The sequence below is a fragment of the Pseudomonas lundensis genome, assembly GCF_002269125.1.
GTDB lineage: Bacteria > Pseudomonadota > Gammaproteobacteria > Pseudomonadales > Pseudomonadaceae > Aquipseudomonas > Aquipseudomonas lundensis_A.
This window is the reverse complement of sequence record NZ_NQKI01000009.1, coordinates 1-15149: the sequence shown is the minus strand read 5'-3', so window position 1 is coordinate 15149 and position 15149 is coordinate 1. Positions and strand designations below refer to the sequence as shown.

Below are 15149 nucleotides of genomic sequence, written 5' to 3'. Positions count from 1 at the left end.
AGCGTGTCGCGAATCAGGAGAGGCAGTGTGATTAATAAAAACAACAATAAATGTCCGGGGCTGCGCCCGCACACGGTTCAGGTCACGGGCCTGGCCGCCGCCGTTGCGTTGTTCGCCGGCCCGCTGTGGGCCGGTGAGACCATCGAGTTTGATAACGGCGCGACTCTGGATTGGTCGGTCACCACCAGTTATGGCATCGGCATGCGCCTGGGTAAGCCCAGCGACCGCTTGATGGGCATCAACGCGGATGACCCGAACCGCAACTTCGACCAGCACAGCCTGACCACCAACCGGCTGGGGGCACTGGGCGAAATGATTCTGCGCAAAGACAACTACGGCGCGGTGGTGCGGGCCAGCACCTTCTATGACGACGTGTATCACCGCAGCAACGACAACGACTCCCCGAATACGGTAAACAAATACGGGAGCAATGACACCTTCACCAGCGACACGCGCACCTACAGCGGCGGCCGCACGCGCCTGCTGGATGCTTATGTGTTCGGCGGCTGGCGGTTTGAAAACGACACCATGCTTGACGTCAAGGCCGGGCGGCACATCGAATCCTGGGGCGAAAGCCTGTACTACCCTGGCGTGAATGGCGTACAGAACCCGTCCGACGCGGTCAAAGCAGCGCAACCGGGGGTAGAGGTCAAGGAAGTGCTGCTGCCGGTCGGGCAGGTTTCGGCATCGTACCGGATCAACCCCGTCGTCACCCTCGGCGGCTATGTGCAGTACGAGTGGAAAGGCACCGAGTTGCCCCCGGTGGGCAGCTACCTGTCGACCTCTGACGTAATCGGGCCGGGCCGTGAGTTCCTGTATGGCGCCGGCGGCGCCAAGGTGCCGTACAACGGCACGGACGATCCGCGCGACAGCGGTCAATGGGGTGCGCAGATCCGTTTCCGGCCACTGCCGGAACTGGAAATGTCGCTGTTCCATGTGGTTTACCACGACAAAAACCCGGCCACCGCGCTGATCGGCTATGACCCGCTGCCGATCAACAACGGCCAGTACGCCTACACCAGCAACGGTTATCGCATTAAATATTTTGAAGACATCAAACTGACCGGGATCAGCGCCACCACCAAGATTGGTGACACGCAGGTTGGCGCAGAATGGTCGTACCGCGACGGCGCGCCCGTGATGGTCAACACCGGGCTGGGGCCTGTGCCGACACGGGGCAAGGGCCAGCAACTGCAAGTCTCGGCGATGCGCATTCTGGGGGACCGCCCGTGGGCCAGCCAAACCACCCTGACCGGGGAAATCGTCACCGTGCGTGTGGATGACGTGGACGATGTGTCGGGCGCGCCGAACCTGCTGGGCCTGCCGCTTGACCCGCGCTATGCGGGGGCTGTGCAGCCATCCAATGACTACACCTACAAAACCGGGTCGGCCTGGCGCACACGCTCGTCCAGCGCCTACACCGTGGGTGCCTCTTTCAGTTATCCGGGCGTGTTCACCGGCTGGGACCTGGAAGTGCCGTTTATCTACTCCGATGTGTTCAGCGGCGCCGCACCGATGTCCGGGACCATTGCCGGGGTGGCGGGGGATCGACGCCTGAGCGCGGGCACCACGTTCAAGTATTTGAGCAATCTGGAAGTGGCCTTCAAATACATCGCGTACTTGGGGGAGCCGGACCCGATCAAGCGGCCGCTGGCAGACCGTGACTACGCAACGTTCTCGATGAAATACACGTTCTGAGCCTTTCGTCCCTGTTCTCGCTGCACCGCGCATCGGGGGCAGGGCCATGCATTCGACATAAAGAGAGAAACCCATGGGTCTTAAAGGTCATGCGGCCATTGTCGGCAGCGCGCAGTACAAACCGGAAAAATATGCCACGGCTCCGCGCATGTTCCATCTGGAGCAAGTGGCGGATCTGGCAGCCCAGGCCTTGCGTGACGCCGGGCTACAGGCCAGTGATCTCGACGGGCTGGTGATTAACGGCCCGCACTTTCACGAAGCGTCAGTGTTCGTGCCCGCCATGACGGCCGAGTATTTGGGGCTCAAGCTTAACTTTGCCGAAGTGGTGGACTTGGGCGGCTGCACCTCGGTAGGCATGGTGTGGCGCGCCGCCGCTGCCATTGAACTGGGATTGTGTCAGGCGGTGCTGTGCGTGCTCCCGGCGCGCATGGCGCCCATGGGCCCGGACGAAGACCCAAGCTGGATGGCCCGGGCCATGCGCTTTGGCGGCCACAGCACAGCATTTGGCGCACCGGAAGCGGAGTTTGATTTGCCCTATGGCCATATGGGGCAAAACACCGGTTACGCCATGATCGCCCAGCGCTATGCCGCGCAATACGGTTACGACCCGCGGGCGTTGGCGAAGATCGCCGTGGACCAACGTACCAATGCGCAATACAACCCGCAGGCCATGTTTTATGGCCAGCCGCTGACCATCGAACAGGTGCTGGCGAGCAAAAAGGTAGCCGACCCGCTGCACGTACTGGAGATCGTGATGCCGGTGGCCGGTGGCGCCGCGATGGTTATTGCCTCTAAAGAAGTGGCGGCCCGGGCTCGCAAGCGGCCTTCGTTTATCACCGGATTTGGCGAACACCTGGCCTTCAAGTCCCCGTCCTACGCTCAAGACATGGTCCACACCCCCATCTGCCCGGCATCGCAGCGGGCGTTCACCATGGCCGGGCTTAAACCCCAGGACGTGGACGCCGCGCAAATCTACGACTGTTACACCATCACGGCGCTGCTGACCCTCGAAGATGCCGGCTTCTGCGGCAAAGGCGAGGGCATGAGTTTTGTGCGCGAACATGATTTGACTTGGCGTGGCGACTTCCCGATGAACACACACGGCGGCCAGCTCAGTTTCGGTCAGGCCGGGTCGGCGGGCGGCATGAGCCAGGTGATCGAGGCCGTCACGCAAATCGCCGGCGAGGCGGGCGAGCGTCAACTCAAACGCTGTGACACCGTCTACGTCTCAGGCACCGGCGGTGTGATGAGCGAGCAGGGCGCGCTGATACTTCAGGGAGCATGAATCCAATGTCCAATAACAAACCAATGCCCGTGCCGACCGAAATCTCTGCGCCGTTTTGGGAAGGTCTGAAAGCCGAGCGCGTCTTGATACAACAGTGCAACCCGTGCGGCCAATGGGTGTTTTACCCGCGTCGGCATTGCCCGGCGTGTCTGGCCCAGGACCTGAGCTGGCGTGAAGTCAGCGGCGAGGCGACCCTTTACAGCTTTACCGTAACGCGCATTGCGACCCTGCCGGACTTTGCTGATGAAATGCCGCAGATACTGGCCGTGGTCGAGCTGGACCAAGGCGTACGCATCAATACCAACCTGGTGGGGCTGGAGGAGGCCGACGTCAACATTGGCATGCGCCTCAAACCGGTGTTTGCAGAGGTGGACGCCAAGGGCAATCGCCTGTTGCGCTTTACCGGCGTGCAAAAGGATGCTAACGGGCTCAAGCAGCGGCCTGGCGCCGAGCAGTCCGCACCTGTGGAACCGGCCCGGGTCGCGGTGCGCCAGATCGCCCTGAGCGATGACGCGGCCTTGCAGGCGCTGGTCAGCGAAACGTTCAGCCCGTGGAGCAATCAGGTGGTCGTCGATCAGGCACTGATTGACGCTTTTGCGCAGTTGTCCGGCGATGATTACTGGATTCACACCGACCCGGAACGGGCGCGCAAACAGAGCCCGTTCGGTGGCACCATTGCCCACGGTGCACTGGTGCAGATCCTGCAATCGCGGATGCAACTGAACCTGGGATACGAGATCACCGGGTTTAGCAACATGGTCAATTACGGATCGGACCGGTTGCGCTTCCCGTCGCCGGTGCCCGCCGGGGCCACCATTCATGCACGGGCGCGGGTCAAGAAGGTGGAGAAGGTGAAAAGTGGCACCCAGCTGACCCTTGAACTCAACACCCACGTGCTGGGCAACGAGCGGCCATCGGTCATCAACGAGTTGGTGATTCTGTACATGTAAGCCCTTCGTACCGTCGCGGTTGTCCGGCGCAAAGCGTGAGTGCCGGGCAACCACGACAACCTCTGCGCCCGTTAGTCTCAACGGACGATGATCCCCGCCACCTTCCTTCCCATACTGCCCTCAGCCAATACAGACAGGCGTTGAGGAGCAGGCATGATCGACATTCGCGGTTTGAGCTACTTCGTTGCACAGTCCCCCGATCCCGTTGCGTGGCAGCGTTATGCCGAGGATGTGCTGGGCATGATGGTGACGCCAGCCCCCTCGGGCGGGCTGTACGTGAAGATGGACGAACGCCCGTTTCGCATGCTGATCGTGCCCGGTGACGAGGCACGCTACCTGGCGTCGGGCTGGGAACTGGGCAACGAAGCGGCCTTCAACGCCGCCATCGACATCCTCAATCAGGCCGATATCAGTTGGCGTCAGGGCAGCGCCGAGCAGTGTGAACAACGGGGTGTTCAAGCGCTGGTCCACGTCACCGACCCATCGGGCAATCGCCACGAATTAAGCTGGGGCCATCGTTCCGATTGCCAGCCTTTTGTTTCGCCCCAAGGCGTACCGCGCTTTATCACCGGCGACATGGGGCTGGGCCACACCGTGCTGCCCGCGCCGAACTTCGACGCGACCCTGGCGTTTGCCAAGGACGTGCTCGGGTTTGAGCTATCGGACATTTTCAACTTCCGGCCCGACCCTTCGGCGCCGCCGATCCGGATTCACTTTTTGCATTGCAAAAACAGCCGTCATCACAGTTTGGCGCTGGCGGAGTACCCGGTCCCTTCGGGCTGTGTGCACGTCATGGTCGAGGTCGACAACATGACCGAAGTGGGCCGCGCCCACGACCGGCGCCTGGCCCATGACGTGCCGCTGTCGGCCACGTTGGGACAGCACCTGAATGACCGGATGACCTCTTTTTATATGAAAACCCCGTCGGGTTTCGATCTCGAATACGGCTATGGCGGCCTGCTGGTGGACTGGCAGGCGCACAGCGCATTCGAATTCACCCGGGTCAGCCTCTGGGGGCACGACTTTTCTGTCGGCCAGCAGTAAGGAGCGTTAGATGAACAAGCAAATGACAGCGGCCGACGTGGTCGGCCAATTACGCGATGGCATGACCATCGGGTTCGGCGGTTGGGGCCCGCGGCGCAAGCCAATGGCCATCGTGCGTGAAATCCTGCGTTCGGACGTCAAGGACCTGACCGTGGTCGCCTATGGCGGCCCTGAAGTCGGCATGCTCTGCGCCGCAGGCAAGGTCAAGAAGTTGGTGTTCGGTTTTGCCACGCTGGATGCCATCCCGCTGGAAGCCCACTTTCGCAAGGCACGCGAAGCCGGTGGGCTGCAACTGATGGAACTCGATGAAGGCATGTTGCAATGGGGGCTGCGTGCAGCGGGCATGCGCCTGCCGTTTTTGCCGACCCGTTGCGGTCTGGCCACTGATGTCACGCGGTTCAACCCCGAGATCAAACAGGTGCAATCGCCCTACGACGATGGCGAGGTGTTGCTGGCCATGCCTGCCCTGAATCTCGATATCGCGTTTTTGCATGTCAATGTGGCCGACCGGCTGGGCAACACGTTGGTGACCGGCCCCGACCCGTACTTTGACCACTTGTATGCCCGTGCGGCCAAACAATGCTTTGTGTCCTGCGAACGCCTGGAAGACCGTTTGAGCCTGGATGCTCAGCAAGCGCGCTTTAACACCTTTGAACGCTATTTGGTCACGGGCGTGGTGCATGCGCCGTTTGGGGCGCATCCGACTTCGTGCCCGTCCGATTACGGCTGGGACCTGAGCCATTTGAAGCGCTACAGCGCCAGTGCTGCCGAAGACGGCGGCTGGGCCGCGTATGTCGCCGAGTTCGTGACCCCCGGCGAAAGCGCATATCAAGCCAGCAATGGCGGTGTTGATCGGCTGAGCGCATTGCCGCTGCCAGTGTTTTGAGGAGCATGAATATGTCTGCTGATTGCGAATTTTCCCTGGCTGAACTGCTGATCGTGGCCGCGTCTGACGCCTGGCGCGGCAACGGCGAGGTGATTGCCTCGGGCCTCGGCGTTATCCCGCGTCTGGCTGCCAGCCTGGCCAAAATGACCCACAGCCCTGAACTGTTGATGACCGACAGTGAAGCGTTCCTGGTGGAAGAGCCTATTCCCTTGGGACCACGGGGGGATTACGAACCGCGCTACTCGGGTTATCTGTCGTTTGAGCGGGTATTCGAATGCGTCTGGGGCGGCCGTCGCCATGCCATGATCGGTCCGACGCAAGTGGACCGTTGGGGCCAAACCAACCTGTCGTGTATCGGTGATTACCACAAGCCCAAAGTGGCGATGCTCGGCGTTCGCGGCTTGCCCGGTAACAGCATCAACCACCTCAACTCGTTCTTTATCCCTGCGCATAACACCCGGGCATTTGTGGCGGGTGAAGTGGACATGGTGTCCGGCGTGGGCTTCAACGATGAACGCTGGGAGCCGGGGATGCGCCGTGACCTGATGGACGTCCGTCTGGTCGTCACCGATTTGTGCGTCATGGATTTCGGCGGGCCAGAGCGGGCGGCGCAAGTGCGTTCGCTGCACCCGGGCGTGAGTTTTGAACAGGTGCAAGCGAACACCGGCTTCCCGTTGCTCAAAGCGGCAGACCTGCAGCCCACCGTGGCACCCACTGCGCAGCAGTTGGCGCTGATCCGCCGACTTGACCCCCATGACTACCGCGCAGCTGCGCTCAAGGGCAACCCGCCCGGCATCCGTCAGGCCTGACGCCAAGGACATTTCTCATGAGCAGCGACAGTGAATTTGTGCAGCGCGCTGATGGCGCTGTGTATGAAACCGATGAACCGGTGTTGTACGCGGTGGTGGAGGGCGTGGCCAGTGTGACCCTCAACCGGCCGACGGTGAACAACGCGCAGAACTCGCAAATGACTTACGCGCTGGACGATGCGTTCAGGCGTGCGGTGAACGATGACGCGGTCAAGGTCATCGTGCTGCGGGCCAATGGCAAGCACTTTTCGGCCGGCCACGACATCGGTACGCCGGGGCGTGACATCAATAAGCCCTTCGAGCGTGCGCACCTGTGGTGGGATCACACCAACAAGCCCGGCGGGGAGTATTTGTATGCCCGCGAGCAAGAGGTGTACCTGGGCATGTGCCGGCGCTGGCGCGAATTGCCCAAGCCGACAATCGCCATGGTGCAAGGTGCCTGCATTGCGGGCGGGCTGATGCTGGCCTGGGTCTGCGACTTGATCGTGGCCAGTGACGATGCCTTTTTTCAGGACCCGGTGGTGCGCATGGGGATCCCGGGGGTGGAATATTTCGCCCATCCGTATGAACTCAACCCGCGGATTGCCAAGGAGTTCCTGTTTACCGGGGACCGCATGAGCGCTGAACGGGCCTATCAAATGGGCATGGTCAATCGGCTGTTCAGCCGCGAAGCACTGGAGGCCGGGACGTATGCGCTGGCCACTGCCATTGCCCGCCAACCGCGCATGGGGCTGGCACTGACCAAGCAGGCGATCAATCATGTCGAAGATTTGCAGGGTAAGCGCACGGCCATGGACGCGGTGTTCGCCTGGCATCACTTTGCCCATAGTCATAATGAGTTGCTGTCCGGTGACAAACTGGGCGGTTTTGATGCCAAGGCCATGGCCGAGGCTAACAAAGCGGCTGCGGGGGAGCGTTGATGAGCGATTACCTGAGCACCCCATTGACCCAGGCACTGGGCTGCCGTTACCCAGTGGTGCAAACGGCGATGGGCTGGGTGGCGGACGCCAATTTGGTGATCGCCAGTACCCGCGCCGGCGCTTTTGGTTTTTTAGCGGGGGCGACGATTGCCGCCGATCAGCTCGAGGGCGAAATCCAACGGGTGATTGAGGCCACGGGCGGCAGCAACTTCGGGCTCAATTTTCATATGTTTCAGGACAATGCGGCGCAATGTGTTGACCTGGCCATTGAATATCGCCTGCGTGCGGTGAGTTATGGGCGCGGGCCGGACCGGCAGACCATTGAACGTTTCAAACGCGCCGGGGTGTTGTGCATTCCCACCGTGGGTGCCCTCAAGCATGCAATTAAAGCCGTGGAACTGGGCGCCGACATGGTCACCGTGCAGGGCGGTGAGGGCGGCGGCCATACTGGTGGCGTACCGAGCACCATCCTGTTGCCACAAGTGCTGGATGCGGTGCAAGTGCCGGTGATTGCTGCGGGCGGCTATTCCACCGGGCGCGGCCTCGCCAGTGCGCTGGCCTGCGGTGCGGCGGGGGTTGCCATGGGTACGCGGTTCCTGATGACCCGTGAATCCCCGACGCCGGTTGCGACCCTGGAGCGTTACATCAAGGTCAACGACCCCCAGCAGATTCGGGTCACCACTGCCGTGGATGGCATGCGTCACCGGATGATTGAAAATGCTTTTATCAATCGCCTGGAACGTGCCAGTGCGTTTGGCCGTTTGCGCATCGCGTTGGGCAGCGCCTGGCAGTGGAAGCAACAGACCGGCATGAGCCTGCGGCATATGCTCGGGGTCTTTGCCCAGTCGGTCAAAGAAGATCCGGGCGCGTTGTCGCAAACCGTAATGGCCGCCAACCAGCCGGTGCTATTGCAGCGTTCGATGGTTGACGGCGTGCCGGACGAAGGCATATTGCCCAGCGGCCAAGTGGCGGCTGCGATTGGCGAGCTGAAAAGCTGCCAGCAGGTGATTGAAGAGATGGTGCAGGAGGCTGAGCGGTGTTTGAGGGCCGTCAGCACACCGTATAACCGCTAGCCGATTCGCACCCAGCGCTGTTCGTGGGCTGCGGTGCGGATGGCGGCGGCCAGGCACTCCACGTGCCAGGCTTCTTCGAAATCCGGGCCGGCGGCGGGCAAGCCCGTGCAGGCTTGAATCACGGCGTGGGCTTCGAGGGTTTTTAGCTCGTTGTAGCCCAATTGATGCCCGGCCGCCGGGCTGAAAGCGGCATAGCCCGGCAGTGAGGGGCCTGCCAGGATACGTTCGAAGCCTGTTCGTCCGTGCAGGCACACGTGCAGTTCGTTCAGGCGCTCCTGATCGAACCTGAGAGTGCCCAGGGTGCCGCTGATCTCGAAGCTCAGATGGTTTTTACAGCCGTGCTTGAGCCAACTGCTGCTGAAGGTGCCACGCGCGCCATTGCGAAAGCGCAGCAAGGCGTGGGTCTGGTCATCGACATGGATCGGTCTGGGCCGGGTATCGACAGCACTGGCGGGTCGCAGCGGGTGTACGGTCTGGCTGTCAGCACACACCGTTTCAATATCGCCCATCAGGTAGCGCGCGAGGGCCAGTAAGTGGCTGCCCAGATCCGCCAACGCTCCCCCCGCATGTTCGGCTTCGCAGCGCCATGACCAGGGCGAGGCCGGGTCGGCCATGAAATCTTCGCTGAACTCACCCTCAAAACTGATAAGCCGCCCCAACTCACCCCGTTCGATCATGTCGTGTGCCAGCACCAGCATCGGGTTGTGCTGATAGTTGTAACCGACCCGCGTGACCACGCCTGCGGCACGGGCGGCCTGACGCATGTCATCGGCCTGTTGCAGACTGACGGCCAAAGGCTTTTCGCAGTACACGGCCTTGCCGGCTGCAAGGGCCGCCATGGCCATCGGGAAATGCAAGTGGTTGGGGGTGGTGATGGCCACCAGATCAACCTTGGGGTCGCTGATTAACTGCTGCCAGTCACAGTGGGCGCGTTCAAACCCCCAGGCCGATGCGCAGTGTTGTGCCCGTTCGGCGTCTGCATCGGCCAGCGCAGCCAGGCGCAGTTGCACCGGCAATTCAAACGCGGCGCTGACATTGCGAAACGCCAGCGCATGGGCGCGTCCCATAAAGCCGGTACCGATCAGGCCTATTCCAAGTGAACGCATGGCAACTTCCTTTGGATTTTTATTGTGAGGAAATGCCTTTATGGAATTAAATTTCTGAAAATGCAATAAGTGGAATTAAATTGCCGGCGGGTGTCAGGACAAGAACCCGCCATCAACATTCAGCGAAACACCTGTGGTGTAGGTCGATGCATCGCTGGCCAGGTACAGGACAGCGCCGGCCATTTCTTCCGGGTTGGCCACACGGTTGAGGGGTATCTGTTGCAAAACACCCTTTAGGATCGCGTCGTTCTTGACCAGCGCTGAGGCGAATTTGGTGTCAGTCAAACCGGGCAGCAATGCATTGCAGCGAATGCCAAAGGGCGCGCATTCCTTGGCAAACACTTTGGTCATATTGATGACAGCCGCTTTGGTCATCGAGTACACGCCCTGAAACGCACCCGGCGAGACGCCATTGATGGAGGCGACGTTGATGATGCTGCCGCCGCCGTGTTCGCGCATCAATTTGCCGGCTTCGACCGACATAAAGAAATAGCCGCGTATGTTCACGTCAACGGTTTTCTGGAAGGCACTCAGGTCGGTGTCCAGCACGTGACAAAACTGCGGGTTGGTTGCTGCGTTGTTGACCAGAATGTCGAGGCGACCGAAGTCTTCACGGATGCGTGCGAAGGCCTGGTGGATCTGCTCCATCTCACCGATGTGGCAGGCCATGGCCATTGCTTTGCCACCGGCGGCAATGATCGCGTCGGCCACGGGCTGGCAACCCTCCAGTTTGCGGCTGGAAACAATAACGTGAGCCCCCTGGCGGGCCAGCAGGTGAGCAATGGCCTCCCCGATACCGCGGCTGGCGCCGGACACAAATGCGATTTTGCCATCAAGGTCGAACAGTGGCGTGCGGGTCATGCGGAATCCTCGTGCGAATGGGCTTAAAGGCTGGATTGGTCGATGACCTTGAGGCTCATGTGTTCCAGCAAGGCGTTCATATGGACGAACTGGGCAAAGCGTTTGTCCTGTGTCTGGCCGTGGTAGAAGCGGTAATAGATTTGTTGCACGATGCCCGCCAGACGGAATAACCCGTAGGTGTAGTAGAAATCGTAGTTGTCGATCTGAATGCCTGAGCGTTCTGCGTAGTAATCGACGAACTCACGGCGCGTCAACATCCCCGGCGCATGGCTGGGTTGACGTCGCATGCGTTGCAGCGCAGGGGGATCGTTGGCTTCGATCCAGTAGGCGAGGGTGTTGCCCAAGTCCATCAGCGGGTCGCCGAGGGTGGTGAGTTCCCAATCCAGCACGCCAATGATCTGCATCGGGTTATGCGGGTCGAGAATGACGTTGTCGAAGCGGTAGTCGTTGTGAACGATGGCAGGCGTCGGGTGATCCGGCGGCAGGTGGGCCTTGAGCCACGCCTTGACGGTTTCCCAGTGCGGCGCATCCGGGGTCAGCGCCTTGTCATAACGGTCGCACCAGCCGCTGATCTGGCGTTGCACGTAGCCTTCAGGCTTGCCCAAGTCAGCCAGGCCGCAAGCGGTGTAATCCACCTTGTGCAGCTCGACCAGGGTGTCGATGAAGCTGCGGCACAGCGTGCCGGTCTGGCCGGCCGTGAGGTTGAGTTCTGGGGGCAGCTGCGCGCGCAAGATGATCCCTTTGACCCGTTGCATGACATAGAACTCACTGCCGATCAGCGACGCGTCGGTGCAATGGGCATAGGCTTTGGGGCAATAGGGGAAGGCATCCTTGAGGTGATTGAGAATGCGGAACTCCCGGCCCATATCATGGGCGGACTTGGCCTTGTGACCGAACGGTGGACGCCGCAGCACCAGCTCCATGCCCGGGTATTCGATCAGGTACGTCAGGTTGGACGCGCCACCGGGAAACTGGCTGACGGTGGGCTCGCCGCTCAACCCGGGAATATGGGCCTTGAGAAACGGGTCAATCTGGCTGGCGTTAAGTTCTTCGCCAGAACGGATACGGGTGGACGAGTCGGTGAGCGCCATAGCTATCTCTTCTGCTTATATTTGCGGCCTGACAACATTCGCTAATCTAATGAGCCTGCCGACCGACAACAAGTCGTGAACGGCCTTAATAGACGTGGGTGTTAATGGCCAATCAGCGTGTCTGATAGCGCGCAGCCCCAACCTTGCGGCCAAAAAAAACCGAAGCTGCGTGGGCTTCGGTTTTTTGTCGTGCGCGAAACTTAGCTCGGGAACAGTTCGCTCAGCTTCATTGCCAGCATCATGTCGCCTTCAGCGCGCAGTTTGCCGCCCATGAACGCTTGCATGCCGTCGGTTTCGCCGCTAACGATGCCTTCCAGGGTTTCGCCGTCCATCACCAGGGTGACTTGTGCGTCCGGGTTTTCGCCTTCCTTCAGTTCGCAGGTGCTGTCTTTGACGATCAGCGAGAAGTTCTTGGTGTCATCAATGCGAAAGCCGAATACCAGGTCCAGACCGGCAGCAGCGGCTGGGTTGAATTTGGCTTTCATTGCTTGAACGGCATCAGCTACAGACGTCATGGTTCGATCCTTTTGTGGTGGGTTACGGCGACCCGTAGGTCGCGGTTGCCGGCGCTCAACGATAGGTGATGAGTGACGGCGTCTTCAACAGTTGCAAATGCAGGTGACTGTTAAAGGAAGCCAGTGTGACCTCGCGGCCTTGAAACGTGAGGCGGCTGAGCGAGGTATTCGCAATGTGCCAAGTGAGCTTGAAGGCCTCGTTGGCGGGAATTCGGGTCAGTACGTGGAGCAGGGCGGTGATGGTGCCGCCGGAAGTGAACACGGCAATGTTGTGCTGCCCGGCCTCGGCGTGCTCCAGCAACCGGTTGAGCCCGCCTTGTACGCGCTCGACAAAGGCCAGCCAGCTTTCGAGCTCCGGGGTGTCCCAGGTTCCGCTGAGCCAGCGCGCCACAATCAGATCAAAAATCCGCTGGAACTCGGCCGGGTCTTCGGCCGCATGGGTCATCGCTGCAACGGCATCGGGCTCATCCGGCAACAAACCGGGTAGCAGCGCACTGAGCACGCCGAACGCATCGAACTCATTGAACGCCGGGTCAACTTCCAGTGCGGGGGCGGATAGCCCGGCTGCGCTGAATTGCTGCAGGGCGTGGCGGGCGGTGTCTTGCTGGCGGGATAGGTCGCCGGACAGGCAACGGTCAAAGCGCAGGCCCAGGTCAACCAGATGCTGACCGACGATTTGTGCCTGGCGCACACCCAGTGGCGACAACACGTCGTAGTTATCAGCGCCGAAAGAGGCTTGGCCATGTCTTATTAGATAGATGCTGCCCACGTCCGCTTTGTCCCGGTACGTTGAAAGTCAGGCGAGGTTAGGAGCAAGGCGGGAAGCTGTCAATGAAAAAACATACGCTTGTTTGAATTGCGTCCGGCACGTGTCCACGCGGTGTTTCACGGCTGGCAGCTGCAGGTTGGCGCCGGTATGCTGGTCGTCATTACGCCACCCGGACGTCCAGGGTGGCATCGTTTGAAGGAGTGTCTGTGGAATTTCTTGCCGATTACGCCAGCTTTCTGGCTAAAACCGTGACATTAGTGGTTGCAATCGTGGTCGTGCTGGTCACGTTGGCGGCCTTGCGCAGCAAGGGACGTCGCCGGTTGACGGGTCAATTGCAGGTCACCCGGTTGAACGATTTTTACAAAGGTTTGCGCGAGCGTCTGGAACAGTCACTGTTGACCAAGGATCAGTTGAAAACGTTGCGCAAGGAGAGCAGCAAGGCCGACAAGAAGCTGAAGAAACAGCCCGATGAGAAGCCGCGTGTGTTCGTCCTCGACTTCGATGGCGATATCAAGGCCTCTGCCACTGAAAGCCTGCGCCACGAGATCACCGCGTTGCTGACCCTGGCTACCCCGGCCGATGAGGTGGTGCTGCGGCTGGAAAGTGGCGGCGGCATGGTACACAGCTATGGTCTGGCGTCTTCCCAGTTGGCGCGGATTCGTCAGGCGGGCATTCCGTTGACCGTGTGTATCGATAAAGTGGCCGCCAGTGGCGGCTACATGATGGCTTGCATTGGGGCGAAAATTATCAGCGCACCTTTCGCCATCCTGGGTTCGATCGGTGTGGTCGCACAGTTACCTAACGTCAATCGGCTGCTAAAAAAACATGACATTGATTACGAAGTACTGACCGCTGGCGAATATAAGCGCACGTTGACTGTCTTTGGCGAAAACACTGAAAAAGGGCGTGAAAAGTTTCAGCAGGATTTGGATATCACCCATCAATTGTTCAAGAACTTCGTCGCGCAGTATCGCCCGCAATTGGCAATCGATGAAGTTGCCACAGGTGAGGTATGGCTGGGGGTTGCAGCCGTTGAAAAGCGCCTGGTCGACGAATTGAAAACCAGCGATGAGTATTTGTCTGAACGCGCCAAAGGCGCGCAGCTCTATCACTTGCATTTTGCCCAACGCAAAAGTCTGCAAGAACGTGTCGGGCTGGCAGCCAGTTCCTCAGTCGAGCGGGTCGTTGATTCATTATGGTCACGTGTGACGCAAAAACGTTTTTGGTAAGTGTGCATCAAGTCTGCTGCGCGTCAGTGTGCAGCAGACTTCCTGACCCACGTGTTGTATGCACTGGGAAAGGGAGTGTCCTCACCTGCAGCAGGTCGTAACTATGTAGTCCATGGATTTTAACGCCCGAGATTAAGCTGGTCTTCTCCTTAGAAGACGGGCTTTTTTCATGGCACCCTTAAATGGCTATAACCCTTCCAACGCTGTAAGGCAGGTGACGCACACGGCAAACGTTCTGGCCCAAGCCCCGGTCAATAATAAATATGAAGCCCTTGTTGCTACGTTGTTACCACGTTGGTTTTTGCGCGCTCCGGAATCACTGCGCAATGTGTTGAAAGAGAGCATGTCGCGCCTGCATGAATCGCAGAAAATAACGTCGCAGATAGTGGCCAATGTTCAGCCGATAGAACAATTCTGCGAACCGCTCTTAAAAATGGCATTGGCGGCATATGGCTGGGGAAGGCTTGACGTCAAGAGTAATGCGTTAAAGCAGGTTCACCTGGTTAATAACTTATTGATTTTTATTGCCCGCCAGCACATCAAACTGGTGGATTCGGCCGCCCGTACCTTATTGCCTGAGTCAATGATTCCAGAGTCCCTGGAACTTAATTTGGTCGCCAGTACGTCTCACCTTAATTTATTGCAAGCGGCCATGCAGAACTTTGAACATTCCGAGACGGCCGTTGGCGGCTTTGATGCGGGTTCCTGTATTTATTCATTGGGACCCGACAAGGCGGAGGTTCCCAACAGCACTTTGACGCCGGAAAAATTTGCCCAGATTTGCCGTGATCTTAACTTGGGACTTCAATATCAACTGCACCTCGACAGGCAATTAAGGATGCTCCGATCAACTTGCTGCGCGGCGGCGGCAAGTCGTAATTTGCACGGCACGCAGCGCTATTTGCTCAAAACG

15 protein-coding genes are annotated in these 15149 nt (G+C 59.6%); 10 read left to right on the top strand and 5 right to left on the bottom strand.

The window, feature by feature from the left end:
* Window positions 1-27 precede the first annotated feature (27 nt).
* The 8 genes from CJF39_RS07770 (at window position 28) to CJF39_RS07735 (ending at window position 8665) form a co-directional block, all read left to right on the top strand.
* The gene (locus tag CJF39_RS07770) at window positions 28-1698 is read left to right on the top strand and encodes a DUF1302 domain-containing protein (RefSeq protein ID WP_094992889.1); all 1671 of its coding nucleotides are present in this window, start codon (window positions 28-30) and stop codon (window positions 1696-1698) included.
* Window positions 1699-1771: 73 nt separating this feature from the next.
* Window positions 1772-2983, top strand: a complete 1212-nt coding sequence (locus CJF39_RS07765) for a thiolase family protein (protein ID WP_094992888.1) — start codon at window positions 1772-1774, stop codon at window positions 2981-2983.
* A 5-nt stretch (window positions 2984-2988) separates the two neighbouring features.
* Complete coding sequence (locus CJF39_RS07760) at window positions 2989-3933, top strand: OB-fold domain-containing protein (RefSeq protein WP_094992887.1); 945 nt, start codon at window positions 2989-2991, stop codon at window positions 3931-3933.
* Window positions 3934-4086: 153 nt separating this feature from the next.
* The gene (locus CJF39_RS07755; RefSeq protein ID WP_094992886.1) at window positions 4087-4977 is read left to right on the top strand and encodes a VOC family protein; all 891 of its coding nucleotides are present in this window, start codon (window positions 4087-4089) and stop codon (window positions 4975-4977) included.
* Between the two features lie 10 nt (window positions 4978-4987).
* Window positions 4988-5863, top strand: coding sequence for a CoA transferase subunit A (locus tag CJF39_RS07750; protein ID WP_094992885.1), 876 nt, complete (start codon window positions 4988-4990; stop codon window positions 5861-5863).
* A gap of 11 nt (window positions 5864-5874) precedes the next feature.
* Window positions 5875-6672 carry a CoA-transferase subunit beta gene (locus CJF39_RS07745; RefSeq protein ID WP_094992884.1) on the top strand — a complete coding sequence of 266 codons (798 nt, stop codon included), beginning with the start codon at window positions 5875-5877 and terminating at the stop codon, window positions 6670-6672.
* Between the two features lie 17 nt (window positions 6673-6689).
* On the top strand, window positions 6690-7592 hold the full coding sequence (locus CJF39_RS07740) for an enoyl-CoA hydratase (RefSeq protein WP_094992883.1): 903 nt from the start codon (window positions 6690-6692) through the stop codon (window positions 7590-7592).
* Entirely contained in the window at window positions 7592-8665 is a 1074-nt protein-coding gene (locus tag CJF39_RS07735) for an NAD(P)H-dependent flavin oxidoreductase (RefSeq protein WP_094992882.1), read from the top strand. The genes CJF39_RS07740 and CJF39_RS07735 overlap by 1 nt, the downstream gene beginning before the upstream one ends.
* Here CJF39_RS07735 and CJF39_RS07730 read toward each other — a convergent pair.
* From CJF39_RS07730 to CJF39_RS07710, 5 genes are all read right to left on the bottom strand, one after another.
* Window positions 8662-9771: a Gfo/Idh/MocA family protein gene (locus CJF39_RS07730; protein WP_094992881.1), complete on the bottom strand. Its 1110-nt coding sequence runs from the start codon at window positions 9769-9771 to the stop codon at window positions 8662-8664. The two genes, CJF39_RS07735 and CJF39_RS07730, sit on opposite strands and share 4 nt — an antisense overlap.
* A gap of 93 nt (window positions 9772-9864) precedes the next feature.
* The gene (locus CJF39_RS07725) at window positions 9865-10632 is read right to left on the bottom strand and encodes an SDR family oxidoreductase (protein ID WP_094992880.1); all 768 of its coding nucleotides are present in this window, start codon (window positions 10630-10632) and stop codon (window positions 9865-9867) included.
* A 23-nt stretch (window positions 10633-10655) separates the two neighbouring features.
* A complete protein-coding gene (locus CJF39_RS07720; protein WP_094992879.1) occupies window positions 10656-11723 on the bottom strand; it encodes a phosphotransferase family protein in 1068 nt (355 codons plus the stop codon).
* 200 nt (window positions 11724-11923) lie between these two features.
* On the bottom strand, window positions 11924-12238 hold the full coding sequence (locus CJF39_RS07715; protein ID WP_047274420.1) for an SCP2 sterol-binding domain-containing protein: 315 nt from the start codon (window positions 12236-12238) through the stop codon (window positions 11924-11926).
* Between the two features lie 55 nt (window positions 12239-12293).
* Entirely contained in the window at window positions 12294-13007 is a 714-nt protein-coding gene (locus CJF39_RS07710) for a histidine phosphatase family protein (RefSeq protein WP_094992878.1), read from the bottom strand.
* A 206-nt stretch (window positions 13008-13213) separates the two neighbouring features.
* Between CJF39_RS07710 and sohB the strand changes: the two genes are divergently transcribed.
* A complete protein-coding gene (gene sohB / locus CJF39_RS07705; RefSeq protein ID WP_094992877.1) occupies window positions 13214-14236 on the top strand; it encodes a protease SohB in 1023 nt (340 codons plus the stop codon).
* Window positions 14237-14405: 169 nt separating this feature from the next.
* Window positions 14406-15149 (top strand): dermonecrotic toxin domain-containing protein (locus CJF39_RS07700; protein ID WP_349290207.1); only part of this gene is annotated, 744 nt, incomplete at its 3' end.